General features: G+C 72.6%; 27 protein-coding genes. 16 read left to right on the top strand and 11 right to left on the bottom strand.

Annotation, left to right across the window (positions count from 1 at the left end; genetic code table 11):
* The first annotated feature begins 250 nt into the window (after positions 1-250).
* The 5 genes from ACZ7OH_RS51310 (at position 251) to ACZ7OH_RS51330 (ending at position 4,716) form a co-directional block, all read left to right on the top strand.
* Positions 251-1,618, top strand: coding sequence for a TIGR01777 family oxidoreductase (locus tag ACZ7OH_RS51310; RefSeq protein WP_470287630.1), 1,368 nt, complete (start codon positions 251-253; stop codon positions 1,616-1,618).
* Positions 1,615-2,088 (top strand): TspO/MBR family protein, encoded by a 474-nt coding sequence (locus tag ACZ7OH_RS51315; protein ID WP_470287631.1) that lies wholly within the window; start codon positions 1,615-1,617, stop codon positions 2,086-2,088. The genes ACZ7OH_RS51310 and ACZ7OH_RS51315 overlap by 4 nt, the downstream gene beginning before the upstream one ends.
* A 13-nt stretch (positions 2,089-2,101) precedes the next feature.
* Entirely contained in the window at positions 2,102-3,022 is a 921-nt protein-coding gene (locus ACZ7OH_RS51320; protein ID WP_470287632.1) for an SDR family NAD(P)-dependent oxidoreductase, read from the top strand.
* Positions 3,019-3,525: a 2'-5' RNA ligase family protein gene (locus tag ACZ7OH_RS51325; RefSeq protein ID WP_470287633.1), complete on the top strand. Its 507-nt coding sequence runs from the start codon at positions 3,019-3,021 to the stop codon at positions 3,523-3,525. The genes ACZ7OH_RS51320 and ACZ7OH_RS51325 overlap by 4 nt, the downstream gene beginning before the upstream one ends.
* 198 nt (positions 3,526-3,723) lie before the next feature.
* Positions 3,724-4,716, top strand: a complete 993-nt coding sequence (locus ACZ7OH_RS51330) for a zinc-binding alcohol dehydrogenase family protein (protein ID WP_470287656.1) — start codon at positions 3,724-3,726, stop codon at positions 4,714-4,716.
* Positions 4,717-4,737: 21 nt separating this feature from the next.
* Here the strand turns inward: ACZ7OH_RS51330 and ACZ7OH_RS51335 are convergent, their stop codons facing one another.
* Together ACZ7OH_RS51335 and ACZ7OH_RS51340 are read right to left on the bottom strand one after the other, a co-directional pair.
* Positions 4,738-5,184, bottom strand: a complete 447-nt coding sequence (locus tag ACZ7OH_RS51335; RefSeq protein ID WP_470287634.1) for a nitroreductase family deazaflavin-dependent oxidoreductase — start codon at positions 5,182-5,184, stop codon at positions 4,738-4,740.
* 79 nt (positions 5,185-5,263) lie between these two features.
* Positions 5,264-5,713 carry a D-alanyl-D-alanine carboxypeptidase family protein gene (locus tag ACZ7OH_RS51340; protein WP_470287635.1) on the bottom strand — a complete coding sequence of 150 codons (450 nt, stop codon included), beginning with the start codon at positions 5,711-5,713 and terminating at the stop codon, positions 5,264-5,266.
* Between the two features lie 87 nt (positions 5,714-5,800).
* Here ACZ7OH_RS51340 and ACZ7OH_RS51345 point away from each other — a divergent pair, with 87 nt between their 5' ends.
* Together ACZ7OH_RS51345 and ACZ7OH_RS51350 are read left to right on the top strand one after the other, a co-directional pair.
* Positions 5,801-6,478 carry a response regulator transcription factor gene (locus tag ACZ7OH_RS51345; RefSeq protein WP_470287636.1) on the top strand — a complete coding sequence of 226 codons (678 nt, stop codon included), beginning with the start codon at positions 5,801-5,803 and terminating at the stop codon, positions 6,476-6,478.
* On the top strand, positions 6,471-7,565 hold the full coding sequence (locus ACZ7OH_RS51350) for a sensor histidine kinase (protein ID WP_470287637.1): 1,095 nt from the start codon (positions 6,471-6,473) through the stop codon (positions 7,563-7,565). The genes ACZ7OH_RS51345 and ACZ7OH_RS51350 overlap by 8 nt, the downstream gene beginning before the upstream one ends.
* On the opposite strand, the gene ACZ7OH_RS51355 is transcribed toward ACZ7OH_RS51350, so the two are convergent.
* From ACZ7OH_RS51355 to ACZ7OH_RS51375, 5 genes are all read right to left on the bottom strand, one after another.
* Positions 7,522-7,974, bottom strand: coding sequence for a GNAT family N-acetyltransferase (locus ACZ7OH_RS51355; protein ID WP_470287638.1), 453 nt, complete (start codon positions 7,972-7,974; stop codon positions 7,522-7,524). The two genes, ACZ7OH_RS51350 and ACZ7OH_RS51355, sit on opposite strands and share 44 nt — an antisense overlap.
* A gap of 16 nt (positions 7,975-7,990) precedes the next feature.
* Positions 7,991-8,599, bottom strand: coding sequence for a D-Ala-D-Ala dipeptidase VanX (gene vanX / locus ACZ7OH_RS51360; protein WP_470287639.1), 609 nt, complete (start codon positions 8,597-8,599; stop codon positions 7,991-7,993).
* Positions 8,596-9,636, bottom strand: coding sequence for a D-alanine--(R)-lactate ligase (gene vanA / locus ACZ7OH_RS51365; protein WP_470287640.1), 1,041 nt, complete (start codon positions 9,634-9,636; stop codon positions 8,596-8,598). Before vanA ends, vanX begins: the two co-directional genes overlap by 4 nt.
* Positions 9,629-10,603 (bottom strand): D-isomer specific 2-hydroxyacid dehydrogenase family protein, encoded by a 975-nt coding sequence (locus ACZ7OH_RS51370; protein ID WP_470287641.1) that lies wholly within the window; start codon positions 10,601-10,603, stop codon positions 9,629-9,631. Before ACZ7OH_RS51370 ends, vanA begins: the two co-directional genes overlap by 8 nt.
* A gap of 109 nt (positions 10,604-10,712) precedes the next feature.
* Positions 10,713-12,521, bottom strand: a complete 1,809-nt coding sequence (locus ACZ7OH_RS51375; protein WP_470287642.1) for an arabinofuranosidase catalytic domain-containing protein — start codon at positions 12,519-12,521, stop codon at positions 10,713-10,715.
* Positions 12,522-13,295: 774 nt separating this feature from the next.
* On the opposite strand from ACZ7OH_RS51375, the gene ACZ7OH_RS51380 reads away from it, so the two are divergent.
* Both ACZ7OH_RS51380 and ACZ7OH_RS51385 read left to right on the top strand, forming a co-directional pair.
* Positions 13,296-15,014, top strand: a complete 1,719-nt coding sequence (locus ACZ7OH_RS51380; RefSeq protein ID WP_470287643.1) for a hypothetical protein — start codon at positions 13,296-13,298, stop codon at positions 15,012-15,014.
* Positions 15,007-15,339 (top strand): hypothetical protein, encoded by a 333-nt coding sequence (locus ACZ7OH_RS51385; protein ID WP_470287644.1) that lies wholly within the window; start codon positions 15,007-15,009, stop codon positions 15,337-15,339. The genes ACZ7OH_RS51380 and ACZ7OH_RS51385 overlap by 8 nt, the downstream gene beginning before the upstream one ends.
* Before the next feature lies 1 nt (position 15,340).
* On the opposite strand, the gene ACZ7OH_RS51390 is transcribed toward ACZ7OH_RS51385, so the two are convergent.
* Together ACZ7OH_RS51390 and ACZ7OH_RS51395 are read right to left on the bottom strand one after the other, a co-directional pair.
* Positions 15,341-15,886: a zinc ribbon domain-containing protein gene (locus ACZ7OH_RS51390; RefSeq protein ID WP_470287645.1), complete on the bottom strand. Its 546-nt coding sequence runs from the start codon at positions 15,884-15,886 to the stop codon at positions 15,341-15,343.
* A 378-nt stretch (positions 15,887-16,264) separates the two neighbouring features.
* The gene (locus ACZ7OH_RS51395; protein WP_470287646.1) at positions 16,265-17,656 is read right to left on the bottom strand and encodes a PLP-dependent cysteine synthase family protein; all 1,392 of its coding nucleotides are present in this window, start codon (positions 17,654-17,656) and stop codon (positions 16,265-16,267) included.
* A gap of 127 nt (positions 17,657-17,783) precedes the next feature.
* Here ACZ7OH_RS51395 and ACZ7OH_RS51400 point away from each other — a divergent pair, with 127 nt between their 5' ends.
* Positions 17,784-18,506: an alpha/beta fold hydrolase gene (locus tag ACZ7OH_RS51400; protein WP_470287647.1), complete on the top strand. Its 723-nt coding sequence runs from the start codon at positions 17,784-17,786 to the stop codon at positions 18,504-18,506.
* Entirely contained in the window at positions 18,503-19,075 is a 573-nt protein-coding gene (locus tag ACZ7OH_RS51405; protein ID WP_470287648.1) for a TetR/AcrR family transcriptional regulator, read from the top strand. Before ACZ7OH_RS51400 ends, ACZ7OH_RS51405 begins: the two co-directional genes overlap by 4 nt.
* A gap of 84 nt (positions 19,076-19,159) precedes the next feature.
* Here the strand turns inward: ACZ7OH_RS51405 and ACZ7OH_RS51410 are convergent, their stop codons facing one another.
* Positions 19,160-20,383, bottom strand: coding sequence for an MFS transporter (locus ACZ7OH_RS51410; protein WP_470287649.1), 1,224 nt, complete (start codon positions 20,381-20,383; stop codon positions 19,160-19,162).
* A gap of 85 nt (positions 20,384-20,468) precedes the next feature.
* Positions 20,469-21,392 carry a LysR family transcriptional regulator gene (locus ACZ7OH_RS51415; RefSeq protein WP_470287650.1) on the bottom strand — a complete coding sequence of 308 codons (924 nt, stop codon included), beginning with the start codon at positions 21,390-21,392 and terminating at the stop codon, positions 20,469-20,471.
* 83 nt (positions 21,393-21,475) lie between these two features.
* Between ACZ7OH_RS51415 and ACZ7OH_RS51420 the strand changes: the two genes are divergently transcribed.
* From ACZ7OH_RS51420 to ACZ7OH_RS51440, 5 genes are read left to right on the top strand one after another with little or no spacing between them, the layout of a single operon-like run.
* The gene (locus ACZ7OH_RS51420) at positions 21,476-22,438 is read left to right on the top strand and encodes a cyclase family protein (RefSeq protein WP_470287651.1); all 963 of its coding nucleotides are present in this window, start codon (positions 21,476-21,478) and stop codon (positions 22,436-22,438) included.
* A 9-nt stretch (positions 22,439-22,447) separates the two neighbouring features.
* Positions 22,448-23,572: an FAD-dependent oxidoreductase gene (locus tag ACZ7OH_RS51425; protein ID WP_470287652.1), complete on the top strand. Its 1,125-nt coding sequence runs from the start codon at positions 22,448-22,450 to the stop codon at positions 23,570-23,572.
* A 17-nt stretch (positions 23,573-23,589) separates the two neighbouring features.
* Positions 23,590-24,516 carry a VOC family protein gene (locus ACZ7OH_RS51430; protein ID WP_470287653.1) on the top strand — a complete coding sequence of 309 codons (927 nt, stop codon included), beginning with the start codon at positions 23,590-23,592 and terminating at the stop codon, positions 24,514-24,516.
* On the top strand, positions 24,516-25,391 hold the full coding sequence (locus ACZ7OH_RS51435) for a fumarylacetoacetate hydrolase family protein (protein WP_470287654.1): 876 nt from the start codon (positions 24,516-24,518) through the stop codon (positions 25,389-25,391). Before ACZ7OH_RS51430 ends, ACZ7OH_RS51435 begins: the two co-directional genes overlap by 1 nt.
* Positions 25,388-26,110 (top strand): SDR family NAD(P)-dependent oxidoreductase, encoded by a 723-nt coding sequence (locus ACZ7OH_RS51440; protein ID WP_470287655.1) that lies wholly within the window; start codon positions 25,388-25,390, stop codon positions 26,108-26,110. Before ACZ7OH_RS51435 ends, ACZ7OH_RS51440 begins: the two co-directional genes overlap by 4 nt.
* Positions 26,111-26,200: the final 90 nt, after the last annotated feature.

The following is a 26,200-nucleotide window of genomic DNA, read 5'->3' on the forward strand; positions in this document are numbered from 1 at the left end:
GCCAGGTGGTACCGCTGGTCGGCGTTGTCCGCGGCGTCGCCCAACGCCTTCTCGACCGGGCTCGACCCCTTGGTCGGCGTGGTGAGTGAACTCATCGGGCCCCTCCCGCTCGGTGGGTTACTCCGATCGTCACACCGGTCCGCCGGGAATGCACGTCGTTGCATCGAAGATGAATCGCTTGACAACTGCGAGATCAGCGGAAATCGGGTGTGCGAGCTAGGCTTGCGGCGAATCTGCATCGGAGGTGTGCGTGGTTTTCGAGTTCTCCAGCGTCGTCGACGCGCCCGTCGACGAGGTGTTCGCCTGGCACGGCCTGCCCGGGGCGATCACGCGGCTCGCGCCGCCGTGGCAGCCGGTGCGGGTCGGGGCGGAGGCCGGGTCCCTGCGCGACGGGACGGCCGAGCTGGTCCTGCCCGGCGGGCCGAAGTGGATCGCGGCGCACCAGGCCGCCGCGTACCGGCCACCGCACCAGTTCGTCGACCGCCTGGCCACGCCGGTGCTTTCGACCGTCCTGCCGTGGCAGCACACCCACCGGTTCGAAGCCGACGGCCCCGGTCGCACGGTCGTCACCGACCACGTGGAGACCCCGGTGCCGGCGGCGCTGCTGCGGTCGATGTTCGCCTACCGCCACCGGCAGCTGGCCGCGGACCTGGCGGCGCAGCGGCGGTACTGGCACGAGCCGCTGACCGTCGCGGTGACCGGCGCGAGCGGCCTGGTCGGCACGTCGTTGACGGCGCTGCTCACCACCGGCGGGCACCGGGTGGTCCGCTTGGTCCGGCGGCCCGCGCGCACCCCCGACGAACGAACCTGGCAGCCCGAGGAGCCCGCCGCCGACCTGCTCGCCGGCGTCGACGCCGTGGTCCACCTCGCCGGCGCGTCGGTCGCCGGACGGTTCGGCGAACGCCACCGGCGGGCCGTGCGGGACAGCCGGATCGGCCCGACCCGCGAGCTCGCCGAGCTGGCGGCCCGCACCCCGGACGGGCCCGGCGTGCTCGTCACGGCGTCCGCCGTCGGGTTTTACGGGCCGGAACGCGGTGACGAGGTCCTCACCGAGGACAGCGCCCGCGGCACCGGCTTCCTCGCCGACGTCGTCGACGACTGGGAGGCCGCCACCGGACCCGCCGCCGCGGCGGGGATCCGCGTCGTCCGGGTGCGCACCGGCCTGGTGCTCAGCCCGCGCGGCGGCGTGCTGCGGCTGCAGCGCCCCCTCTTCGCGGCCGGGCTGGGCGGCCCGCTCGGGACCGGCCGGCAGTGGACGCCGTGGATCGGCCTCGACGACCTGACCGACATCTACCTGCGGGCGCTGACCGACCGGGCCCTCGCCGGCCCGGTCAACGCCGTCGCCCCGGAGCCGGTGCGCAACGCCGAGTACACCCGCGTCCTCGCGCGGGTGCTGCACCGCCCGGCGGCGCTCGCGGTGCCGTCGATCGGGCCGCGGCTGCTGCTCGGCCGGGAAGGCGCCCGTGAGCTGGCGCTCGCCGACCAGCGCGGGTGCCCGCGGCGACTGCTCGACACCGGCCACGAATTCCGCCACTCCGAGCTCCGGGACGCCCTCGCCCACGTGCTGGGCGCCGACTCCGGTGTCCCGGCCCGGCCGACCGCAGGAGAACCGGTATGACCACCGTGCACCGCCCCGCTCCGCCGCTCGCCCTGGCCGGGTTCGTCGCGGCGGTGGCCGTCGTCGCCGCCGTCGGCAGCCTCGCCGCCACGCGGTCGCGCGCGGTCTACTCCGGACTGGCGCAGCCGCCGTGGGCGCCGCCGTCCTGGCTGTTCGGTCCCGTGTGGACAGTGCTGTACGTGCTGATCGCGGTGTCCGGCTGGCTGTTCTGGCGCACCGGGGCCCTGCGCCGCGAGTTCGCCTGGTACGCGGGCGGCCTGGTGCTCAACGCGGCGTGGACGCCGTTGTTCTTCGCCGCGGGCGCCTACACCGTCGCGTTGGTGGAGATCGTGGTGCTGGACGTCGTGATCGCGGCGACCGCCCTCGTGTTCCGCCGCCGCTCGGCGACGGCCGCGGCCTTGCAGCTGCCGTACCTGGCGTGGACGCTGTTCGCGACCGCGCTCAACGCGGCGATCGTCGTCCTGAACTGATCGGAGAACCGGCTTGCTCGACACCCTGCTCGACCGCACGGTGGCCCTCGGCTACTCGCGCCTCGGCTACGCGCTGCGCCGGCGCACGTGGGCGGCGGACGACCCCGCGCCGGACGCCCTGCGCGGCCGGGTCGCCCTGGTGACCGGCGCGAGTTCCGGCCTGGGCGAGGCCACGGCCATCGGATTAGCCCGGCTGGGCGCGGAGGTGGTGCTGGTGGTGCGCAACCTCGAACGCGGCGACTCAGCGCTCGACCGCGTGCGCGCGGCGGTGCCGGACGCCAAGGTCCGGACGGCCCGGTGCGACGTCTCCTCGTTCGCTTCGGTGCGGGAGTTCGCGGCCCGGGAGCCGCGGGTGGACGTCCTGGTGCACAACGCCGGGGTGCTGCCGCCGGAGCGGACCGAAAGCGTCGACGGGCACGAGATCACGTTCGCGACGCACGTGCTCGGGCCGTTGCTGCTGACCGAGCTCCTGCGTCCCGCGTTGCGCGACGCGCGGGTGATCTTCGTGTCGTCCGGCGGGATGTACACCCAGCGGCTCGCGGCCGACGACCCGGAGTTCCTCGACGGCCGTTACCGCGGCGCGACGGCGTACGCGCGGACGAAGCGGATGCAGGTCGAGCTGACGCCGTTGCTGGCGGAGCGCTGGCGGGCGGACGGGATCGCCGTGCACAGCACGCATCCCGGGTGGGCGGACACCCCGGGGCTCGCGGATTCGCTCCCGGCGTTCCGCCGGCTGCTGGCACCGGCGCTGCGCACGGCGGCGGAGGGGGCCGACACGGCGGTCTGGCTCGCGGCGACCCAGCCGGGGGTCTCGCCGGGGCGGTTTTGGCACGACCGCCGGGACCGCCCGACGCACGTACTCCCCGGGACGCGTCCGGCTCCGGGCGAGGCGGAGCGCCTGCTGCGGTACTGCCTGGCGGCCGTGGGCTTGTGAACGCCCCGGTGGTGCTCACGGCGACGGTGGACGAGGTGACCCAGGCGGCGTGGGATTCTTTGCGCCGGGCGTGGTTTCCGCCGGAGCGGCTGGTCGTCGGGGCGCACGTGACGTTGTTCCACGCGTTGCCGGGGATTCACGAGGACGAAGTCGTCACCGAGTGCGCGGCGGTTGCGGGCTCGAGGGGCCCGTTCACCCTTGCGGTGGACGGGGTTCGCTCACTGGGCCGCGGGGTGGCGCTCGTTGTCCGGTCTCCGGAACTGGTGGCGGTGCACGTGCGGGTGCGGAGTCGGTGGGTGGAGTGGCTGACGCCGCAGGACAAGCAGCCGTTGAAGCCGCACGTGACGGTGCAGAACAAGGTGAGTCCCGAGACGGCGGCGGCGACCCTCGAGGTGCTGCGCGAGGATTTCGGCCCCCGCGAGGGAACGGCGACCGGGCTGGCGGTGTGGCGTTACGCGGGCGGCCCGTGGGAGCCGGTGACGGCGCTGCCTTTCGGCGGGTGAACTCCGGTGCGGGAGGGCTGGTTCGCCTCGGGGGCGGCGCCGGCTCGGTGGGTTTGTCCTGCTGCCGCGGGAGGCAGGTTCGTCTCGCGGGCGACCCAGGCTCGGCCGGTGGATTCGCCCCCGCGGCAGCAGGACCGGCATGCTGGTCGGGCGAGCGCGTCCAGCGAGCGAGGAGGACCGATGGCCCTGCCGACCACCATGACCGCCTGGCGCGTCACGCGGCCCGGGCCGATGGCTTCCCACCCCCTCGAAGCCGCCCACGTCCCGGTCCCGCGGCCCGCCGCCGGTGAGCTGCTCGTGCGGGTGCGCGTCTGCGGCGTCTGCCGTACTGACCTGCACGTCGCGGAAGGCGACCTCCCCGTCCACCGGCCCGGGGTCACGCCGGGGCACGAGGTCGTCGGCGAGGTCGCCGGACTTGGCGCCGACGTCACCGGGTTCGGGATCGGCGACCGGGTGGGGATCGCCTGGCTGCGCCACACCTGCGGCACCTGCCGCTTCTGCTTGCGGGGCCGGGAAAACCTCTGCCCGGACTCGCGGTACACCGGCTGGGACGCCGACGGCGGCTACGCCGAGTTCGCGGTCGTCCCGGCGGCCTACGCGCTGGCCCTGCCCGCCGGCTACTCCGACGACGAGCTGGCACCCCTCCTCTGCGCCGGGCTCATCGGCTACCACGCGCTCGCCCGCGCCGAGGTCCCCGACCGGGGCCGCCTGGGCATCTACGGCTTCGGCGGCAGTGCGCACCTGACCGCCCAGGTGGCGATCGCCCGCGGGGCCACCGTCCACGTCGTGACGCGCAGCGCCGAAGCCCGGGAACTCGCCCTGGCGCTGGGCGCCGCGTCAGCCGGCGACGCGCCGCCCGAGCCCCTGGACTCGGCGATCCTGTTCGCTCCCGTCGGCACCCTGGTCCCGCCGGCGCTGGAAGCGCTCGACCGCGGCGGCACGCTGGCGATCGCGGGCATCCACCTGTCCGACGTCCCGCCGCTGAACTACCAGCGCCACCTGTTCCAGGAACGTCAGGTCCGCAGCGTCACGGCGAACACGCGGGCCGACGCGCGGGAGTTCCTCGACTTCGCCGGGACGCACCACCTGAGCGTCAGCACCGTGCCCTACGCCTTGGCCGACGCCGACCGGGCGCTGACGGACCTCGCCGCCGACCGGGCCACCGGCGCGGCGGTGCTGCGGGCCGGCTGAACCTGGCGGGCGACCCGACCTTCAGGCCTGCGGCGTGAGCAGGACGACCGGGATCACGCGCTCGGTCTTCCGCGCGTACTCGGCGTACAGCGGGAAGATCTCGACCATCCGCGGCCAGAGGGCCTCCCGCTCGGCCGGCGACGCCACGCGGGCGTGGGCGGTGAACCGGCGGGGGCCGACCTGGACGCCGACGCTCGGCTCGGCCTCCAGGTTCTTGAACCACGCCGGGGCCTCGTCGGCGCCGCCTTTGGAGGCGACGACGACGAAGTCGTCCCCGGACCTGCCGTAGATCAGGCAATTGCGGCGTGGCTCGCCCGTCCGGCGGCCGGTCGTGGCGAGCACCAGCGTGTACACGCCGTTCGATTCGTGACCCTCGGTGCCGCCCGAGGCCAGGTACGCGCGGGTCTGCTCGGCGACCCAGTCCCAGCTCGAGTCGGCGGCGCGGTCGAGGTCGGCGGCGACGGCCATGGTGGCGGTCCTTTCCGGTGCGGTCGGTCGTGGTCGATCGTGCCGGGGACGGAGCCGGTCCCGCGTTCTCGACACGCGGTCACCGCCGCATCCGCGGATCGTGCGACGGGTCGGGGTACAGCGGCGGGCACCCCTGGTCGACGGCCTCGGGACGCAGCTCGTAGTGCCACGGCTCGTTGCGGTAGACCTGGCACAGCCCGTACCTGCCGCCGTGCTCGGCCAGCCACGCCCGGGCGTCGGGTGGCCAGACGTCGACCGCGTCGCCCGAAACGTGCGCCGACGTGGCGGGCGTGGCCACCCAGCGGGCGGCCTCCGCCGGCGAGCCGTACTTCGCGACCGCCTGCCGGAACAGGTGCTCCTGGTACTCCGGGGACCGCCAGCCGCCGTTGACGAAGAACCCGAACGCGGCGTCCGCGGCGGCCCGGCGCAGGGCACCGAGCAGGGCGGGGTCGAGGTTGACCACGGCCGGGGTCGTGTCGTCGAAGACCGGCACCGGCCGGGGGACGGCGCCGTGCGCGGTGAAGTCCATGCCCCCAGTCGAGGCGGCGGGGCGTTGCCGGCCCGTATGCGGTTTTCGATAAGCCGGCGATACGGGCCCGCTCGTAGCATCGGGGGCATGCGTGTGCTGGTCGTCGAGGACGAACCCTTCCTGGCCGAGGCGATCCGCGACGGGCTGCGCCTGGAAGCGATCGCGGCCGACATAGCCGGCGACGGTGACACCGCGCTCGAGCTGCTGAGCGTCAACGCCTACGAGCTCGCGGTCCTCGACCGCGACATCCCCGGCCCCTCGGGCGACGAGATCGCCGAACGCATCATCGCCTCCGGCAGCGGCATGCCGATCCTCATGCTCACCGCCGCCGACCGGCTCGACGACAAGGTCACCGGGTTCGAGCTCGGCGCCGACGACTACCTCACCAAGCCGTTCGAGCTCCGGGAGCTCGTGCTGCGGCTGCGCGCGCTAGACCGCCGGCGCGCCCACAACCGGCCGCCGGTGCGGGAGCTCGCGGGCCTGCGGCTGGACCCGTTCCGCCGCGAGGTCCACCGCGACGGCCGGTACGTCGGGCTGACCCGCAAGCAGTTCGCCGTGCTGGAGGTCCTCGTCGGCGCCGAAGGCGGGGTCGTCAGCGCCGAAGAGCTCCTCGAGCGGGCCTGGGACGAGAACGCCGACCCCTTCACCAACGCCGTCCGCATCACCGTCTCCGCCCTGCGCAAGCGGCTCGGCGAGCCCTGGCTCATCGCCACCGTGCCCGGCGTCGGCTACCGCATCGAAGCCCCGGGAGGCGACCGTGGGTAGGAAGCCCGGCCTGAGCCTCCGCCTCAAGCTCACCCTCAGCTACGCCGGCTTCGTCATGGTCGCCGGGGCGCTGCTGCTCGCGGCGGTGGGACTCTTCCTGCTGTACTACCAACGGCTCGGCATGGAAACCATGCCGGTGGTGATGTCGCCGCCGGGCCGGGTCCTCATCCGCGGCTTCGCGCCGTCCGCGATCGCGGTGCTGATCTTCCTGCTGGTGTTCGGCCTCGCCGGGGGCTGGGTGCTGGCGGGCCGGATGCTCGCTCCGCTGACCCGCGTCACCGACGCCACCCGCCTCGCCGCCGATGGCTCGCTCTCGCACCGGATCCGGCTCCCGGGCCGCAAGGACGAGTTCCGCGAGCTCGCCGACGCCTTCGACACCATGCTGGAGCAGCTCGAATCCCACGTCACCGCGCAGCAGCGGTTCGCGGCCAACGCGTCCCACGAGCTCCGCACCCCGCTGGCCGTGACGCGGACGCTGCTCGACGTCGCCCGCAAGGACCCCACCCGCGACACGGGCGAGCTCGTCGACCGCCTGCACGCGGTCAACACCCGGGCGATCGACCTCACCGAGGCGCTGCTCGTGCTCAGCCGGGCCGACCGCCGGTCGTTCGCCCGGGAACGCGTGGACCTGTCGCTCACGGCGGAAGAAGCCGCCGAGACGCTGCTGCCGCTCGCGGAGGAACGCGGCGTCACCATCGAGACGTCCGGCGAGCCGACGCCCACGCTCGGGTCGCCCGCGCTCCTGCAGCAGCTGACGACGAACCTGGTGCACAACGCGATCGTCCACAACCTGCCCGGGGAAGGCACGGTGTGGGCCACGACGAGCGTGCGCCCCGGCAGCGTGGTGCTCACGGTCGAGAACACCGGCGCGGCGCTGACGCCCGAGCTGGTGTCGACGCTCGTCGAGCCGTTCCGCCGCGGCACGGAACGCATCCGCACCGACGACGCCGGCGTCGGGCTCGGCTTGGCGATCGTGCACAGCATCACCCAGGCCCACGACGGGACGTTGACGCTGACCCCGCGCGACGGCGGCGGGCTCCACGTCACGGTCCGGCTGCCCATCTGCGTCGCCCGCCTCCCGCGGTGAGGTCCTTGAAGTAGCTGTGCGAGGTCGACGTGCGCAGGTAGCCGAGACCTTCGTAGAACGGGTGGGATTCGGGGCGCACGACGTTCGAGCGGACCACGATCGCGGGCAGGCCGTGCCGGGCCGCCCACTGTTCGGCGGCCCGGACGAGCGTGCGGCCGAGGCCGGCCCGGCGGGCCGCCGCGTCGACGACCAGCCCGGTGATCTCGGCGTGTTCGTCCTGGTGCAGCAGGGCGGGCCGCCGCTCGACGCCGACGTAGCCGTCGATGCGGGCGCCGTCGGCGGCGACGAACACCTGCTGCGCGGCCGAATCGAGGATGCCGGCCAGCCGGCGGGTCACGGCGCCGGCGTCGCCCGGGTACCCGAGCTGGGCCAGCAGCCCGGCCAGCCGCGGGGCGTCGGCGGCCCGCACCGGGCGGATCTCCCGGCTATCCGATGGGGAAGTCAAAGTACGTGTCCGGGTAGGGCTCGTCGGTCAGGGTGTAGTGCCACCACTCGCGGTCGTACCGCCGGAACCCGCACGACTCCATGATGGAGCAGAGATCGTTCCGGTTCCGCGCTTCGGTCTCGGTGATCCCGCTCGCGCCGTGGTGGGAGATCGCGTCCATCAGGTCGTGGTCGCCGCCCATGGCCGCGAGCTCGCCGGTGTCCACGTGGTACAGCGTCAGGTCGACCGTGCTGCCGCGGCTGTGGCCCGACTTGGTGGCCACATAACCCTTTTCGAACATCTCGGCCCGGTCGAGCCTCGGGTAGTGCCGCGGCTTCGTCCGGCCGTCCTCCGGCCGCCGGGACCAGCGCAGGAAGCAGTCCACCGCGCGCTGCGGGCGGTAGCCGTCCCACAGCAGCAGGCCGAACCCGCGGGACGCCGCCTTCTCCTGCGCCCGCCGCAGGGCCGTGCCCAGCGCCGTGGTGCCGACGACTCGGTTCGCCAGGTAGCCGTCGACCGGTTTGCCGGTGAAGTTGTCCCAGGTGGCGTACTTGGCGTCCCAGCGGATGCCGGGCGCGACCTCGTCCACGTACACGAAATCGGCCTTCACCGGGGGTTCTCCTTCAACGCCAGCGACACCACCCGGTCGAGCACGTCGCCGAGCGAGATCCCCGCGGCCGCCATCATCCGCGGGTACCGGCTGTAGGACGTCAGGCCGGGCAACGTGTTGACCTCGTTGAGGACCACGGTCCCGTCGTCCTGCAGGAACATGTCCACTCGGGACAGTCCCCGGCAGCCCAGGACGCGGTACACGGCCTTGGCCGTCTCCAGGACGAGGGAGCGCGCCTCTTCGGGGATGTCGGCGGGCACGATGAACGTCGAGTTCTCGGAACCGCTTTCCGGGTTGCTTTCCTGGTGGATCTTGAAGAAGCCGTGGGTCAGCGCGACCCGGTCCAGCTCGCCGGTGACCAGGTCCGGGTCGTCGCCCAGCACGGCGCAGCCGATCTCGCGGCCGGCGACGGCTTCTTCGATCAGGACCTTCGAGTCGAATTGCCGTGCGGTTTCCACCGCACCGGCGAGTTCTTCTTCGCGCGTCACTTTGCTGACGCCGAAAGAAGAACCCGACCTGGCGGGTTTGACGAACACCGGGAAGGTGAGCCGGTCGGGATCGACCTTCTCGTCCGCGGTGACCGTCCGGAACTCCGGCGTTGCGATCCCCGCGCTCCGCACGGCCAGGTACGTCAGGGACTTGTCCATGCACAATGCGGAACTCTGGACGTCACAGCCGGCGTACGGAACGCCGGCGAGTTCCAATAAACCCTGCGTCGCACCGTCCTCCCCGAGCCGGCCGTGCAGGAGCGGCAGCACGACGTCGAGGCGGATCGTCTCGTACTTCCCGTCTTCCAGGACGAGCAGGCCGTGCACGCCGCGGTCCGGGGACAGCACGGCCGGGCGGCACCGGCCGGTTTCCCAGCCGGGGGCGGGGCCGTCGCACAGCAGCCAGGTGCCGGCGCGGGTGATCCCGATCCAGAACGGCTCGTACTTTCCGGTGTCGAGGTGCTTCGCGACCTCTTGCGCGGATTTCACGGAAACGGGGTGCTCTTCGGTGGATCCCCCGAAGATGATTCCGACCTTCACCTTATCCATGTCGCAGCTCGCTTTCGAAGGTCAGGCAGTTGATGAGGCTGTTTTCGACGGTGTCGCTCAGCGCGTGGTCCGTGTAGTACGCGGTGTGCGGGCTGATCAGCACGTTGGGCATGCTTTGCAAGCGCACCAGCAAATCGCTGTCCGGTGATCTGGTGCGGTGGTCGGCGTAGAAGATCCCTTCCTCCCCTTCGAGGACGTCCAGCGCCGCGCCGCCCAGCCGGCCGCTTTCCAGCGCCTCGACCAGCGCGCGGGTGTCCAGGAGCGGACCGCGGCCGGTGTTGACGACGACCGCGCCGCGCTTGAGCTGCGCGATGCGGCGGGAGTCGAGGAGGTGGTGGGTGTCCGCGGTCAGCGGCGTGTGCAGCGTGACGACGTCGCTCAGCTGCAGCAGCTCCTCGAGCGAGGTGTAGTCGGCGGAGTTCCGCGGCCGGATGTCGTAGGCCAGCACGCGGCAGCCGAAGCCGCGCAACCGGTCCATGACCGCCACGCCGATGCGGCCGGTCCCGATGACCCCGACGATCAGGTCGCGCAGTTCCCGCCCGCGCACGTCGGGCTGCCGGTAGTCGTAGACGTCCGCGCGCCGGAGCAGGGCTTTGACGTCCCGCGCCACCATCAGCATCAGCATGACGGTGTAGTCGGCCACGCTGTCCGGCGAATAGGCGACGTTCCCGACCTCGATGCCGACGCTCTTCGCGTAGTCGACGTCGAGGTGGTCGAACCCGATGCTGCGCGTGGAGAGGTACCGCACACCGGCCCGGCTGAGAGCGTCCAGGGTGGCGTTCGTGATCGCGGTCTTGTGCGCGACGCTGACGCACCGGTTTCCGCACGCCAGCTCGACGGTGGCTTCGGAAAGCGCGGCGCCGGTGATGGTCGGCACGACGCCGCAGCGAGGCGCCAGCTCACGGAACAACGCGGCCTCGTCCGGCTCGCAGCCGTAGATCGTGATGCCCAGCGCCGTGTCGGTCATGCCCGCCAGTCAAGGCGAGGCGGTGTTGCCGGCACGTATGCGTTTTCCGATACGCCGACGATAAGGCGAGCCGCCGCGGATCACCGCGGCGGCTCGCTTCGGGCCCGGATCAGAGCAGCGCGAACTTCTGGGCGCCCGAGCCGTTGCAGTCCCAGATCTGCAGGCGCGTCCCGTTGCCGGTGGCGCCGTTGGGGGAGTCGAGGCAGCGGCCGGACTGCGGGTTGCGCAGGGACCCGTCCGCCTGCTGCGTCCACCCCTGGCCGCCGACGCCGTTGCAGTCCCACAGCTCGACTTGGGTGCCGTTCGCCGTCCCGTTGCCGTTGATGTCGAGGCAGCGGCCCAGCGTGCGCAGCGCGCCGCCGGAGAGGTGGAACCAGTGCTGGTCGACGGCGAAGGACTGGCAGTCCCACAGCTGCACGGCAGTGCCGTTGCCGCCGGTGTCGTCGCCGGCGACGTCGACGCACTTGCCGCCGGGGCCGGTGATCGGGCCGCCGCCGGTGACGGAGAACTTCTGCGCCGCGGAGCCGTTGCAGTCCCAGATCTGCAGGCGCGTCCCGTTGCCGGTGGCGCCGTTGGGGGAGTCGAGGCAGCGGCCGGACTGGGGGTTGCGCAGCGAGCCGTCGGCCTGCTGCACCCACTTCTGGCCGCCGACGCCGTTGCAGTCCCACAGCTCGACCTGGGTGCCGTTCGCGGTGCCGTTGCCGTTGATGTCGAGGCACCGGCCCAGAGTGGACAGTGACGAGTCCGCGTTGTGCGCCCAGTGCTGGTCGGCCGCGTTCGCCTGGCAGTCCCACAGCTGCACGGCGGTGCCGTTGCCGCCGGTGTCGTCGCCGGCGACGTCCAGGCACTTGCCGCCGGGGCCGGAAACCGTGGCGGCGTAGGGCGGCGTGCCGGTGCTGCCCGCGTAGCCGACGGAGACCACATTGGACTGGACGGCGTCGTCCGCGGCGTCGGTCGGGTAGCCCGCTGTCATCACGCCTTCGAAGAACGAGCCGATGGAGGCGTTGCTGTTGTCGCCGCCGGTGCCGAGCACGATCGAGCCCTCCTGGTGCATCGGCGTGTACCCGCCCGAGGGCAGCGTGCCGTTGTACCAGGTGGTGAGGCCGCCGCCCTGGGAGTTGCCGCCCTTGAGCGCGAAGGTGGTCTGGCCGTTGTTCTTCAGCAGCGCGGTGACGAACGGCGTGGCGTTGCCGCGGTTGGCGGTGTTGGACCGGTTGCCTTGGAACAGGCCGTTTTCGAGGTCGCCCGCGACCCACGGCCCGATGCCGGTGCAGGGCGGGAAGTAGCAGGTGGTGCCGAGGTTGACGGCGTCCATGTGGCCGTTGCCGGTGTCGGCGATCTGCGCCTCGACGTTGCCGTAGTCGAAGCAGCAGCCGCCGTTGACGTGCGTGCCGCTGGCGACCATGTACATGCCTTCGGGCTGGCCGTTGACCGCGACGCCGGCGCCGACGTAGTGCCGGTACCCGGTGCCGGGGGAGACGTAGACGCCGTAGACCTTGTGCCCGCCGGCGGTGACCGGCAGGGCGGTCGCGACGGCGGCGACGTCCTGCCCGCCCGCGGTGCCCGGACCTTCGACGGTGAGGTCGTTGTGGCGCGGCGACTGGTCGTAGATGACGGTGATGACGCAGGAAGTCCCGGCGCAGAAGGAGTCCTGCGCGGCGGCGTTGGCGTACCCGCCGGTGGCGAGCAGGCCGATGTCCGTTTCGGCCCGGTCGGAGGCGCGCTGCACGCGGTAGAGCGCGCCACCGTAGGCCGAGTAAAGGGCCCGGGTGGTGCTGTGCGCGGCAACGCAGGCGGTACCGGCGGAACCGTAGATGTCGCAGGGCAACGACCCGGCGGCCTGCGCGGGGGCGGCCAGGCCGAGCACGGTGCCGAGGACGAGCAGGAGGGTGGCGAGCAGCCTTCGACCGGCGGACACGGGAACCTCACTCTCGAGCCGCAGGTCAGCGACCCGGGCGGATTTTTACAACGTTGTATTTCCGGGAGAGAAGGGTGACGCGGGGGAAGCGATCGGGATGGGGGAAGGGTAGGGCCGGGTTCTCGGCCGTGTCAACGGTAGTGGTCCAGTCCACCACCGGACGGCGTAGAGCGGGACCGCGGGCGCCGGACTCGGCGGGTTCGATCTCTGCGTACCTCAGCCGCCGGGTGGATCCTCGGCGTCGAAGCGGAAGGTCGACTTGAGTTCGCTGCGGATCCGGGCTTCGACCCCTCCCTCTTCTTGTCGAACTCGGTGACGTTGCGCTGGAACCGCAGCTTCGCCGCCTTGATGATTTCGGGGTAGAGCTTCTGCCACTCCAGATCACGGGGATCGCGTGAGCCGTCCTCGCTCTTCGGGTGCGTGAACGGGTTCAACGACTCGTCCTGCCAGTCGTGCTGGGCGTAGTTGTACCGGTCGACGTCTACTGGCCAAGCAGGAATCGGCGGCACGTGCCTCCCGGGTTCAGCTGATCGGCCACGCGGTCCGCGGCGATGCGCGCCCGCGTTTCGCGTAACGGCCCGCGGTCGACCCGCCGATCACCGCCACCCAAGGCAGGTCGAGATGTCCGATCCACAGCGTGATGTCGTGAAAGAGCTGCCCCATGACCGCCCGGAACCCGTTGTCACGGGTGAACCATCGACAGTCCGGAATCTGTAACAACGCCCCGCGCGGGGAGCGACTCCTGGCCGGGACAGTCGGGTCGGAAGGAGTGTCATGGCGGTCGATGTCGATGCGGGGCGGAACCAGAACTGCTGGCGGTGCCGGGCCGTCAACCTGCCCGGGGACGGGTTCTGCCAGCAGTGCGGCGCCTCGCTCGTCCACCGCGACAACACCACCCGCTACCTCTGCGCCGCCGCTCAGCTCAGCCAGGACTACGCCGACGCCGCCATGCGGGAGTTCCTCGTCGAACCGCTGCGGGCCATTCCGCCCACCCCCGGGGTCGACAGCGCCGCCGTGCTGCGGGAAGCCGTCGCCGCGCGCACCCGGCGGCGGATCCGGGACGGCGTTCTTCTCGTGCTGCTGCTGGTTTTCCTCTTCGTCGACCCCGCCGCGCTGCTCTTCTGGCTCTTCGCCGCCGTCGTGCTGGCGCTCGTCCCCGGCCCTTTCCGGGCGCGGGGCATCGGCGACTTCGTCGTCGCCGTCGGGCTCATGGCCACCGCTGCCTTCGTCACGAGCATCCAAGTCGCGAGCACCGTGCTGGCGGCCGGCCGTTTCGGCTCCTCGTCGGCCGTGGACAGCGCGTTCCGCACGTTCGTCCTGACCGTCGTGCTCGGCCTGCTGATGGCCGGGGTCCTGCTCGCCGACCGGCTGGCCGTGCGGTTCCTCGTCCTGCGGCGGTTCCGCCGAGGCACCTTCGTCGCCGACGGGCGCCGGAGCCCCTCCGAAGGCGAACGGCGGCTGCGCGGGCTCGGGCTCGACGCCTTCCAGCTGCCGCTGCAGCGGGTGGTCGCCGCCGAAGAAGCGAGTCACGAAGCCGGTGCCGACGTCGTCGTGCACCGCGGCTTCTCGCCCTTCGTCGGCGCCGGCATCCCGGTGCACCAGCAGGTGATCACCCTGCCGCTCGACTCCTCGGACGACGACGTCGCACCGCGGCCGATCAGCGTCCCCGAGCTGCAGCAGCACGTCGGAGAGGCGATCGAGCTGCTCAAGGAGACGTCGTCGCTGGGACCCGGCCGCCGCCTCGAAAACCTGATCCACCGCGAGCAGGTGCTCGTGCCCGCCGACCGGCTCGTCGTCGACCACCGCGCGGTCCCCGAGATCCTCGCGAGCCTCGACCGTCCGCCTGTCCACTGGCTGCCGGTCGACCGGGCGCGCGCCCTGTCCGACAGCGTCGTGGAATGGGCGCGCTACTACCGCTGCTACCGCGTCGAATCCTGGGACCGCGACCTCGCCACGTCGTGCTACCTCCACGTCGGGACCGACCAGCGGATGCTGTACCTGGAGTGGCAGTTCCTCGCGCTGCTGCCGATCGCGCCGGAGTTCCGCGCGATCGACCGGCACCACTCGCTGGCCCGCTCGCTCGGCCACACCCTGCTGGAGCTGTGGGTCCTGCCGGCGACGGTGTTCCGCCGCGCGAGCTCGGTGTTCCGGCCGTTCAAGCCGCTGCGGCAGGACGCCGGCGAGGCCGTCCCGGCCAAGTACGGCGCCGACCGCAGCCTGCGCGAGCTGGCCCAGGCCGACCGGGTGCAGAGCTACTTCCAGGACGTCGACGTCGAACGGTACGTGCGGATCCTGGACGCGACGCTGTTCCGCGCGGTCGGGCAGTACCTCCAGGACCGCGGCTACTCGGTGGTCGAGTTCATGAAACTGGCCGACCCGGTCGTCAACAGCTACGACATGCGCGGCAGCACGTTCGTCGACTCGGCCGTCGGCACGAAGAGCAAAGTGACCAACAACAACGGTTCCGCGAAGGGAAAGCAGACGAATGGGTGACCGGTACGACTTCCGCGACGCGACCATCTCCGCCAGCGCCATCGGCACGGGCGCCACGGTGCACAACGACTCCGCGGCGGCCGCGTCGGTGCCCGAGCTCGTCGCCGCCCTCGTGCGGTCGCGGGAGGCGATCGCCGCTGCGGCCCCCGAGCCCGACCGCGAGGAGGTGCGCGACGCGCTCGCCAGGATCGAGGCGGAACTGCGCAGCGACACCCCGCGCGGCGCGGTCGTCAGCTCCCGCTGGAAAACGGTCACCACGCTGATCGGCACGCTCACCGAGCCCGTCGGCAAGATCGCCGAAATGGTGGCGAAACTGTTCGGCTAGGTCACCGGGGCTTGGAGTTGCCCGCCGGGCCGCCGGTGTGCATGAGCCGGCTGGCGTGGCAGTCATCGCGGGCGAAGTTCTGTTCGTCGCACCACGCGTTGGCTTCCTCCGCCGTCGGGAAGGCCGCCGGCTCGAGGGTCACCCAGAATTCGTGGCGTGAGAAGTTCGTGAAATCGCCGGAATTGACCATGATGGCGTCGGGAAAGCGGTCGTGCAGCCGCCGGAAGTCCGTCATGATCGCCGGGTAGTCGTAGGTCACGCCGCCGACGACGAGGCCGAGGCTCTTCGACGACAGCTGTGGAACCCAGCGCCCGACGATGCTTTCGGCGACCGCGCTGTCGCCGGTGACCTGCCGGCGCAGGTCCGCCTCGGTGACCGGCAGCGGAGCCACGCTCGACGTCACGGTTTCCGTCGGCGCCAGCGCTTGCGCCGTCGTCACGGGGACGGTCACCGGCGAAGCGGCGGGCTCCGGCTGCGCGGGGTCCGAGCCCCGCGTCAGGGCGAAGGTCGTCACCCCCGCCGTCGCCACGAGGACGACCGCGGCCACCACGAAACCCGTGGTCTGCCGTGATCGTGGCGCGCCCGGCGAAGCGACGGCGGGGGCGTTCTGCGGCTCCGGGGAAACTCCGCCGGCGGGCGTTCCGCACGACCCGCAGAACCGGGCTTGCGGGGCGAGTTCCCGTCCGCACGTCGAGCAGGGGTTCATACCCCGGAAGTCCGCGCGCGGGGACGCGCTGTTACACCCGGCCGCCGTTTTTCGCATTCCTTTTCCGGGTGGTTATGTTCTGAACAACTGTGCGAATCCGTTTCCGGACCGGTGCCGTGGAATCTACCGGAACGGCCGGCAGCCGGCTCGGCCGGCGTCTGCGACAACAACGTCGACGTCCTGGGTGTGCCGGATAACGCCAGTCCCACCTCCCGGCGCCTACGGTTCGAGCTGTCCCTTGTGGACGGACCCGACGACCCGCCCGTCCGACAGCAGCCACGCGGCCTCGCGCCCACCGAGGCGTTCCGCGGCCGCGGCCCGGGTTTCGCCGAGGCCGACGGCGGGCAGGGACGCGGTGACGTACCCGGCGATCGTGTCGCCGGGCTGGACGACGCCCGCCTCGACCGCCCGGCGGAGTTCGGCGACGTCGAGCGCGCCCGTCACCTCCGCGACCGACGGCGGCTGCGCGGAAGCCCGAAGACCCACCGGCCGCATCGCGTGCCCGCCGGCCGAAGCCAGCGCCTCGCCGGCCGTCGCCGTTTCGGGCAGACCCGGCGCCGCCGGGGGCAAGGGACCGACGACGTCGGCGACCGTCGCTTCGCCCGCGTGCTCGACCGGGATGCCGAGGCGGTCCAGCCAGCCGTCGTCGTAGTACTTCGACAGGTACGACCGGCCGGAGTCCGGGACCACGACGACGACCAGGTCGTCCGGCGACAGCCCGGCGGCGACCCGCAGCGCCACGGCCACCGCGGTCCCGGCCGAAGCGCCGAGCAGCAGACCCTCTTCCCGCGCCAGCCGCCGCGTGACCTGGATCGACTCGCGGTCGCCGATCGGCACGACCTGGTCGACGACGTCGAGGTGGTACGAACGCGGCCACAGGTCCTCGGCGGTGTCCGGGTGCCGGTAGTGCCCGATGCTCTCGACCAGGTACGGGCTGCCGTCGCCGCCGGAGTAGACCGAGTGCTCGGGATCCGCGCCGACCACCCGGACCCGGCCGCCGCTGACCTCCTTCAAGTACTCGCCGGCGCCGCTGATGGTGCCGCCGGTGCCGATCCCGGCGACGAAGTGGGTGAGCCGGCCGCCGGTCTGGCGCCAGATCTCGGGTCCGGTCGTCTCGCGGTGTGCGGCCGGGTTGGCCGGGTTGTCGTACTGGTCGGCGAGCCACCCGCCCCGCTCGCCGGCGATCCGGCGGGCGAGCTGCCGGACGTGCGCCGGGTCTTCCCGTGGCACCGTCCCGGGTGTGGTCACCACCTCGGCGCCGTACGCGCGCAGGATCGCGATCTTCTCGCGGCTGGTCTTGTCGGGCACCACGACGGCCAGCCGGTACCCGAGCTGGGCGGCCACGATCGCCAGCCCGATACCGGTGTTGCCCGAGGTGCCTTCGACGATCAGGCCGCCGGGCCGGAGCGCGCCCGAGCGTTCCGCGTCGAGCACCATCGCCAGCGCGGCCCGGTCCTTGACGCTCCCGCCGGGGTTGAGGAACTCGGCCTTGACGTACACGCGCGGCCCGCCCGGCGGCGCGACCCGGGCCAGCCGGATCAGCGGGGTGCCGCCGATCGCGTCGAGCACGGAGTCGAACGCCTCGATCTCGGCGGGTTCTTCGGCTGCCACGCGCGCTCCCTCGGTCCGGGTAGTCCACAGCTGTTCCCGCCAGCGTGCCAGAAGCCCGCGTTGCCTAAGTGGGACGTTGTCCCGTATGTTAACCGGGACAGCGTCCCACTTGAGGAAACGAGCGGTCATGACGGTGACGTACGTACTGGTCCACGGCGCCTGGCACACCGGGCAGGCCTGGGCGCGGGTGGTGCCGCGGCTGGCGGCGAGCGGACGGCGGGTCTTCACCCCGACGCTGACCGGCTACGGCGAGACCGCGCACCTGCTGAGCCCGGACGTCGGGCTCGGCACGCACACCGCCGACGTCGTGCGGCTGCTCGTCGAGGAGGACCTGCGGGACGTCGTCCTGGTCGGGCACAGCTACGCGGGCCTGGTCATCTCCGCGGTGGCCAACCAGGTGCCCGAACGCATCGCGCGGTTGGTCTACCTCGACGCGATGGTGCCCGAGCACGGGGAAACCGCGCTCGACGTCATGCCCGTCTCGCGGACCATGCTCGGCACGGACTGGCGGGTTCCCCCGCTGCCAGAGCTGCCGGCACCGTTCGGGCTGTTCGGCGTCACCGATCCCGGCGACGTCGCGTGGGTGCGGACCATGCTGTCCGACCAGTCGGTCCGGTGCCTCGAAGAGCCCGTCGCCATGGACCACCCCGGCCTCGTCGCGATCCCGCGCACGCACATCCACTGCACGGTCAAACCGGAGGGGTTCGACCGGCGCCCGGTGCCCGCCGTGCAGCCGAACGGCGAGCCCGCGGACGTGCGGGAGCTGGCCACCGGGCACGACTGCATGATCACCGCGCCCGAGGAGCTCGCCGGGATGCTGCTCGACGTCCCGGTTAGCATGCCGGTGTGACGGATTCCCGTGCGGCGCCCCCGCAACGCGCGGACGCGCGGCGCAACGCGTCGAACGTCCTCGAGGCCGCGGCGGCGGTGTTCGTGACGTCGGGGGTCGACGCCCCGATCCGGGAGATCGCCGCGCGGGCCGGCGTGGGCACGGCGACCATCTACCGCCACTACCCGACCCGGGCGGACCTGATCCTCGCGGTGTACCGGCTGCAGGTGGAGTCCCTGGCCGAAGCCGGCCCCGCGTTGCTGGCGGCCGAACCGGGACCGCACGAGGCCCTGACCAAGTGGATCGACCGGTTCGTCGACTTCGTCATCACCAAGCAGGGCCTCGCTTCGGTGCTGCAGTCCGACGAACCGTGCTACGACCCGCTGCACGCGTACTTCCTGGAGCGGCTCGGCCCGGTGTGCACCGCGCTGCTGGAGGCGGCCGCGGAGGCGGGGGAGATCAACCCGGGTCAGGACGCGTACGAACTGATGCGCGGCGTGGGAAGCCTGTGCGCGGGTAGCGCGAAAGGCTACGACGCGCGCCACCTCGTGCGGTTGCTGGTCGCGGGGCTGGCGGTTCGGCGCCCCTGAGGCGGGGTTGCGGGCGAGCGAGGGGGTTGCTGCGGAGTGAGCGCTCCCAGCGTGCTCGGCAGCTTGTCGGTCGTCCGGCAAAAGTCAGTGTTCGGTCGCGTCGAGCGGCCGGTCGTGGCGGCGCAGGGTGACCGCCGTCAGCACGCCGGCGACGGCGGACGCGATCCCCAGGACGGCGAGCGCGCCCTGGAGCCCGCCGGTGCTCCCGCCGATCGCGGCCAGCGCGAGCGGGCAGGCGAACTCGCCGAGGAACAGCGCACCCGTCCACAGGCCGGTGCCGCGGCCGCGCTGCTCGAACGAAAGCCGGTTGACCGCCCACGTCAGCAGGGTCGGCAGCAGCATGCCGGTGCCGAAACCGGTGAGCACCGCGCCGAGCGTGATGACGACCGGCGACGTCGTCGCGAACACCAGCAGCAGACCCGCGGCCGCGAGCCCGAACTCGGCGGGCAGCAGGACCCGGGGCGTCTTCCCGGCCAAGCGGCCGAACGCGATCGCCCCGCCGGCCGTGGCCAGGGACATGATCGCGGAGACCGCGCCGATCGCCCCGGTCGAAGCCACCCCGACGCCGGTGAGCACAAAGGACAGTTCGACGATCAGGGCGTAGAAGACGACCCCGCCGAAGAGCGTGACGAGACAGGGCGTGGCGAGCTGCCGCCACGGGAGCTTCGCCAGGTGCCCGGCCGTGGACCGCGGCCGGGGCTGCCACAGCTTGAGCGCCATCGGGAGCGCCAGGGGCGCGGCGACGACGTACAGCCAGAACGGCGTCCGCCAGCCCGACGCGCCGAGCACGCCGCCGAGCGCCAGGAAGACCGTCGCCGACAGGGTGGCGACCAGCGTCTGCAGGCCGAGGTACCGCGCCCGGCGCGCGCCGGACCAGTAGTCGCCGATCAACGTGGTGCAGCAGGTCATGATCGCGCCCTCGCACAGCCCGACCAGGACGCGGCTGGCCAGGATCGCGCCGAGCGAGCCCAGGTAGAGCGGGGCCGTGCCGAACACGGAGTAGGCGAGCATCGCCAGCAGCAGCAGGCGTTTCCGGTCGATCCGGTCGGCGACGACGCCGGCGAACGGCGCCGTGAGCCCGATCAGCAGCGCCGGGGCCGTCAGCACGATCGGCACGAGCACCTCGGCGCCGGGCGTGGCGGCGAACGCCCGCGTCATCTGCGGCAGGACGGGGGCGATGAGGACGGCGCCGAGCACGGACAGGCAGCTGCCGGCGAGCAGCAGGAGCAGCTGCGGCAGGCCCGGCGTCCGGTCCGCGGCGGGGGCGGCGACGGCCGGCGGCACGTTCAGGGCGGAGCTTTCGGACATGGCGGCACCAGGGCTTCCGTGAGGGTGCCGAAAGTGTGGGTTCGGCGTGCGGCCGAGCGGAAATCACTTCTCCCGAACCGCGGTATCAGCCCGGTGGATGCCCGGCGACGTCCTCGGCGACGCGGGAAAGCAGGTCGCGCAGGTACTGGTGCTCGGGGTCGTGCTCGTACATCGGGTGCCACCAGAACGCCTCGACCAGCGGCCCCGCCTCGAACGGGCACGGCAGCGCCCGGACGCCGAGGTCGCCCGGAATGCGGTCGGCGAGGCGGCGCTGCAGCAGCGCCACCCGGCCCGTGCCGGCGATGAGGCCCGGCACCGTCAGGAAGTTCTCGGTGACGATCCGGACGTGCGGTTCGATGCCGAGCATCCGCATCTGCAGCGCGGCCGGGGTCGACGCGGTCGGCCCGTGGTAGGTGACCACCCACGGCATCGTCTGCAGCTGTTCCACCGTCAGCCCGGTTTCGGCCGCGGGGTGCCCGGCGTCGACGAGGCAGACCCAGTCGTCGCGGTGCAGGTCGCGGTGGGGGAGGCCGTCGAGGAAGCCGTGCGGCAGCACCAGGAGGTCGATCGCGGTCAGGGCCTGCCGCGCGTTGTCGACCACCGCCGGGGTGTTGGCGAGGAACCGCAGGCGCGCGCCGGGTGCCTCGCGCTCGAGCGCGGTGGCGAGGTCCGGACCCAGCACGGCGACGCCGTAGTCGCTCATGACCACCGAGAACTCGCGGGACGTCGACGCGGGGTCGAAGTCCGGTTCGGCGGCGAAGACCCGTTCGACGCCGGTGACCGCCGTCCGCACCCGGCCGCGCAGCTGCACGGCGAGCGGGGTGAGGCGGTAGGTGTTGCCGAAGCGGGCCAGCAGGTCGTCGCCGAAGTGCCGGCGCAGCCGCGCGAGCTGGGCCGACACCGCGGGCTGGCTGAGGCCGACCTGCTCGGCCGCGCGGCTCACGCTGCGGTGCTCCAGCAGCGCGTCCAGCGTGACCAGCAGGTTGAGGTCGAGGCTCGCCAGGTTCACGACCTCAGGTTATCCATCGCGGTGATACCGTGCATAGGGTATTTCGTCTTCCCTGATGCCGGGCGGTGCCGGACGGTGGGCCCATGGACCGCACCGATCCCGAAGCCGCGATCGCCGCCGCCGCGAAGCGTTGTTCCAACTGGGGCCGCTGGGGCGCTCACGACGTCCTCGGCACGCTGAACTTCCTCGACGACGCCAAGCGCCGCGAAGGCGCCGCGCTCGTCCGGCGCGGCGTGAGCTTCTCGCTGGCCCAGCGGTTCGACGCGAACGGGCCGCAGAAGGGCTGGCGCCGCCGGACCAACCCGGTGCACACCATGCTCGACACCGGCCTGGACGCCGAGCGCGGCACCCAGGGCTTCCCGCACGGGATCGGCGGCGCCGACGACGTCGTGTTCATGCCGCTGCAGGCCTCGACGCAGTGGGACGGGCTCGGCCACATCTTCGACCACGGCGCCGCGTGGAACGGCCGCCGCGCCGGCGACGTCGTGACCAGCGAAGGCGACCGGGTCACCGGGATCGAGACCACCTCGGGCCGGATCGCCGGACGCGGCGTCCTGCTCGACGTCGGCCGCGCGCTCGGCACCGACGGCGAACTGCCGGACGGGTTCGCGATCACCGTCGCCCACCTCGAAGAAACCCTGGCGGCGCAAGGGGAAACCGCCCGCGTCGGCCGCGGCGACCTGCTCTTGGTGCGGACCGGCCGGCTCACCCGGGCGCGGCGCGAAGGCTGGGGCGACTACGCCGGCGGGCCCGCGCCGGGCTTGTCGTTCACCACCGCGGACTGGCTGCACGACACCGAGATCGCCGCGATCGCGACCGACACGTGGGGGTTCGAGGTGCGGCCCAACGAGTTCGACGACGCCTTCCAGCCGCTGCACCAGGTCGCCATCCCGCACATCGGCCTGTTCCTCGGCGAGATGTGGGACCTCGACGCGCTCGCGGCGGACTGCGCCGAAGACGGCCGCTACGACTTCTGGCTGACCGCCGACCCGTTGCCCGTGACCGGCGCGGTCGGCGCGCCCGTCGCCCCGATCGCCGTCAAGTAAGGAGTTCCCATGCCCGCCGTGCACACCGTCCTCGTGGTCGGCAGCGGCCTCGCCGGCACCGCCGCCGCGATCCCGCTCGCCGAGCGCGGCGTCGCGGTCGACCTCGTCGAGGTCAAGCCGGACATCGCCACCGCCGGCTCGGGCATCACGTTGCAGGGCAACGCGTTGCGCGAGCTGCGCAAGCTCGGCGTCTGGGAAGCCGTGCGGGAGCGGGGGTACGGCTTCGACAGCCTCGGCCTGCGCGCCCCGGACGGCACCTTGCTCGCGGAAGTCCCCGACGCGCGCACCGGCGGGCCCGACCTCCCGGCCACGGTGGGGATGCCCCGGCCGGACCTGGCGCGGATCCTGGCCGAGCGCGCCGGTTCGGCCGGGGTGAAGGTGCGGTTCGGCCGCACCGCGACCGCGCTGGCGCAGGACGCGACCGGCGTCGACGTCACCTTCTCCGACGGCACGACCGGGCGCTACGACCTCGTGGTCGGCGCCGACGGGATCCGCTCGGCGGTCCGGCGGCTGCTGGGCATCGCGCTGGAGACCCGGCCGACCGGCATGGGCATCTGGCGTGCGTTCGGCCCGCGCCCGGCGTCGGTGACCCGGACGGACCTCTGCTACGGCGGAGCCTCCTACATCGCCGGCTACTGCCCGACCGGCGAGGACACGTTGTACGCCTACATCGTCGAAGACGCCCAGGACCGCAGCGGCCTGTCACCTGAGGAGCAACTCGCGACCCTTCGTGAACTCGCGGCGGCCTACCACGGGCCGTGGGACGACATCCGCGCCACGCTGACCGACCCGGCGCGGGTCAACTACACGTGGTTCGAGACCCACCTCCTGCCGGCGCCGTGGCACCGCGGCCGGGTCGTGCTCATCGGCGACGCCGCGCACTCCTGCCCGCCCACCCTCGCCCAAGGAGGCGCCCAGGCTCTCGAAGACGCCGCGGTGCTGACGGAACTGCTGCTCGCCGCGGACACCCTCGACGAGGACGTCTGGACCGCGTTCACCGGGCGCCGGCACGCCCGGGCGGCCGACGTCGTCACTTCGTCCGTCCAATTGGGACAGTGGCTCCTGGACCGGGAACCGGGTGACGTGCCCGGCCTGATGGCCCGGATCGCCGCGCTCGTCACCCAGCCCGCCTGACCTCCCGAAGGAGAGAGATGATCACCCACCTGCGGCACGTCGACCTCGCCGTGCCGGACCTGGCCCGCCAGCTGGACTTCTACACCGGCGCGTGGGGCCTGAAGACCGAGCACACCGACTCCGGGGTCGCCTTCCTCGCCGCCGAGGGCTCGCCCGAGCAGTACGTCGTGCGGCTGCGCCAGGCCGGCGACAAGCGCATCGACCTGATCGCGTTCGGCGTCGCCACCGCGGCCGACGTCGACACCCTTGCCGCCCGGCTGGCCACCGGCGGCGTCACCCTCGTGCACGAACCCCGCGCCCTGCACACCCCCGGCGGGGGCTACGGGTTCCGGTTCTTCGACAACGAGGGCCGCACCATCGAGATCAGCGCGGACGTCGCGGTCCGCGCACACCGCAAGATCGAGGCGGGCGAGTCCGTGCCGGTCCGCCTCTCCCACGTCGTGATCAACTCGACGAACCCCGAAGCGACGCGGGCGTTCTACGAGAAGCACCTGGGGTTCCGGCTGTCGGACATCCTGACGCACCCGCGGATGGGCGAGATGATGTGGTTCCTGCGGGTGAACTCGTGGCACCACAGCATGGCCATCGCGCGCTGCCCGCACCCGTCGCTGCACCACGTGTCGTTCGAGCTGCGCGGCCTGGACGAGTACATGCGCGGCACCGGGCGGCTGCTGCGCGCCGGCGTCGAGAAGATCTGGGGCCCCGGCCGGCACCTGGCGGGCAACAACACCTTCAGCTACTTCCTCGACCCGCACGGCAACACGGTGGAGTACACCACCGAGCTGGAGCACGTCGACGAGGACACCTGGCACCCGCACCTCTACGACTTCAGCGACCCCGAGGTGTCCGACCAGTGGGGCACGGCGAACGCGATGAACGAGTTCGTCGCGCGCCGGTCGTTCAACGACCCGGACAAGGGCCTGTTCGCGGCCCCGCCGGTCTGATGCGCTTCGCCACCTACGAGCACGGCGGAACCGTGCACGCGGGCGTCGTCTCCGGCGACGGCGTCCACGCGTTCCCGGCCGGGGTGACCGTGCTCGACCTGGTCCGCGGCGCGTCGGCTGTCCCGAGTGGACCGTCGGTGCCGTTGGCCGAGGTGCGGCTGCTGCCCCCGCTCGACCCGCCGGCGGTCCGGGACTTCGTCGCCTTCGAGGCGCACGTCGAGGCCATGGTCGCGCCCGGGTCCGTGCCACCGGAGTGGTACGAGGCGCCGACGTTCTACTTCACCAACCCGGCCGCCCTGATCGGCGCGCACGACGACGTGCCGATCCCGCCGGGCTCGCGGCGGTTCGACTTCGAACTGGAGGTCGCCGCCGTCCTGGGCCCCGAGGGGATCTTCGGCTACACGATCTTCAACGACTGGTCCGCCCGGGACCTGCAGGCGCGCGAGATGAAGGTCAACCTCGGCCCCGCCAAGGGCAAGGACTCCGCCACGACGCTGGGGCCGTGGCTCGTGACGGCCGACGAACTCGAGCCCTACCGGGACACCGACGGCTTCCTCCGGCTGGACATGCGCGTCTCGGTCAACGGCGAGGAGGTCGGTCACGACCTGTTGTCCAACATGGGCTGGCCGTTCGAGGAACTGGCCGCCTACGCCGCCCGCGGCACCCGCACCCGGCCCGGCGACGTCCTGGGGTCCGGCACGTGCGGCAACGGCGGCTGCCTCGCCGAGCTGTGGGGCCGGGGGAGTACGCGTGCCCCACTGCGGCCGGGGGACGTCGTGGAGATGACGGTCGAGGGCATCGGGACGATCCGGAACACGGTCGTCCCCGGCGTCGAGCTGCCGCCGGTCCGCCCGGCCCGGCGGCGGCCGCGGTGACCGGCGAGGTCGTGGTCGTCACCGGTGCGGCGCAGGGCATCGGCGCGGCGACCGCGCGGCGGCTGGCCGCGGACGGCGCGAGGGTGATCGGCGTCGACCGCGCCGAAGACCCCGGCCTGCCGGGCGTCGAGCACCACCGGCTCGACGTCACCGACGACGCCGGCTGGGCCGCGCTCGCCGGGAGCCTGGAGCGGGTCGACGGCCTCGTCGCGAGCGCGGGCATCACTTGGCGGGCGCGGCTCGGCGAACTGGACGTCACCGATCTGGCCCACGTGCACGACGTCAACGTCGGCGGGGTCCTGCGGGCGGTACACGCGGTGGTGCCGCTGATGCCGGCCGGCGGGTCGATCGTCGTGGTCGGCTCGGCCGCCGCGCTGACCGGGCACTACCCGGTCGCCTACACGGCGAGCAAGTGGGCGCTGCGCGGCTTCGTCAAGGCGGCCTGCCTCGAACTGGGCGGCCGCGGCATCCGCGTCAACGCCGTGCACCCCGGCTACATCGACACCCCGATGACGGCCTCGGCGCCGCCGGGGTTCCGGGCCGCGAACCTCGCCGAGACCCCGCTCGGCCGCGCGGGGACCGCCGACGAGGTCGCCGCGCTCGTCGCGTTCCTGCTCGGTGACGCGGCCGCGTTCATCTCCGGCGCCGAGATCCCCGTCGACGGCGGCCTGACCGCGCACGGCGGCGTCAAGTCGATCAGCGACGCCACCCGAACCTGAAAGACATCCCAGGAGCTTGAATGTCAAGCCGCAGCCGAGTTGATGTGATGCGCCCAGGCGGTCGTCTCGTCGTAGACGGTGCCGGTTTTG

It is taken from the genome of Amycolatopsis sp. NPDC114478 (assembly GCF_055633805.1).

Bases quoted from the DNA above. Each gene is read 5' to 3' on its own strand.
- ACZ7OH_RS51335 (WP_470287634.1), bottom strand. From the start codon at position 5,184: ATGGCCGTCGCCGCCGACCTCGACCGCGCCGCCGACTCGAGCTGGGAC.
- ACZ7OH_RS51345 (WP_470287636.1), top strand. From the start codon at position 5,801: ATGCGTGTGCTGGTCGTCGAGGACGAACCCTTCCTGGCCGAGGCGATC.
- ACZ7OH_RS51385 (WP_470287644.1), top strand. From the start codon at position 15,007: ATGGGTGACCGGTACGACTTCCGCGACGCGACCATCTCCGCCAGCGCC.
- ACZ7OH_RS51380 (WP_470287643.1), top strand. From the start codon at position 13,296: ATGGCGGTCGATGTCGATGCGGGGCGGAACCAGAACTGCTGGCGGTGC.
- ACZ7OH_RS51410 (WP_470287649.1), bottom strand. From the start codon at position 20,383: ATGTCCGAAAGCTCCGCCCTGAACGTGCCGCCGGCCGTCGCCGCCCCC.
- vanA (WP_470287640.1), bottom strand. From the start codon at position 9,636: ATGGATAAGGTGAAGGTCGGAATCATCTTCGGGGGATCCACCGAAGAG.
- ACZ7OH_RS51315 (WP_470287631.1), top strand. From the start codon at position 1,615: ATGACCACCGTGCACCGCCCCGCTCCGCCGCTCGCCCTGGCCGGGTTC.
- ACZ7OH_RS51430 (WP_470287653.1), top strand. From the start codon at position 23,590: ATGATCACCCACCTGCGGCACGTCGACCTCGCCGTGCCGGACCTGGCC.
- ACZ7OH_RS51420 (WP_470287651.1), top strand. From the start codon at position 21,476: ATGGACCGCACCGATCCCGAAGCCGCGATCGCCGCCGCCGCGAAGCGT.
- ACZ7OH_RS51425 (WP_470287652.1), top strand. From the start codon at position 22,448: ATGCCCGCCGTGCACACCGTCCTCGTGGTCGGCAGCGGCCTCGCCGGC.
- ACZ7OH_RS51400 (WP_470287647.1), top strand. From the start codon at position 17,784: ATGACGGTGACGTACGTACTGGTCCACGGCGCCTGGCACACCGGGCAG.
- ACZ7OH_RS51370 (WP_470287641.1), bottom strand. From the start codon at position 10,603: ATGACCGACACGGCGCTGGGCATCACGATCTACGGCTGCGAGCCGGAC.
- ACZ7OH_RS51435 (WP_470287654.1), top strand. From the start codon at position 24,516: ATGCGCTTCGCCACCTACGAGCACGGCGGAACCGTGCACGCGGGCGTC.
- ACZ7OH_RS51330 (WP_470287656.1), top strand. From the start codon at position 3,724: ATGACCGCCTGGCGCGTCACGCGGCCCGGGCCGATGGCTTCCCACCCC.
- ACZ7OH_RS51340 (WP_470287635.1), bottom strand. From the start codon at position 5,713: ATGGACTTCACCGCGCACGGCGCCGTCCCCCGGCCGGTGCCGGTCTTC.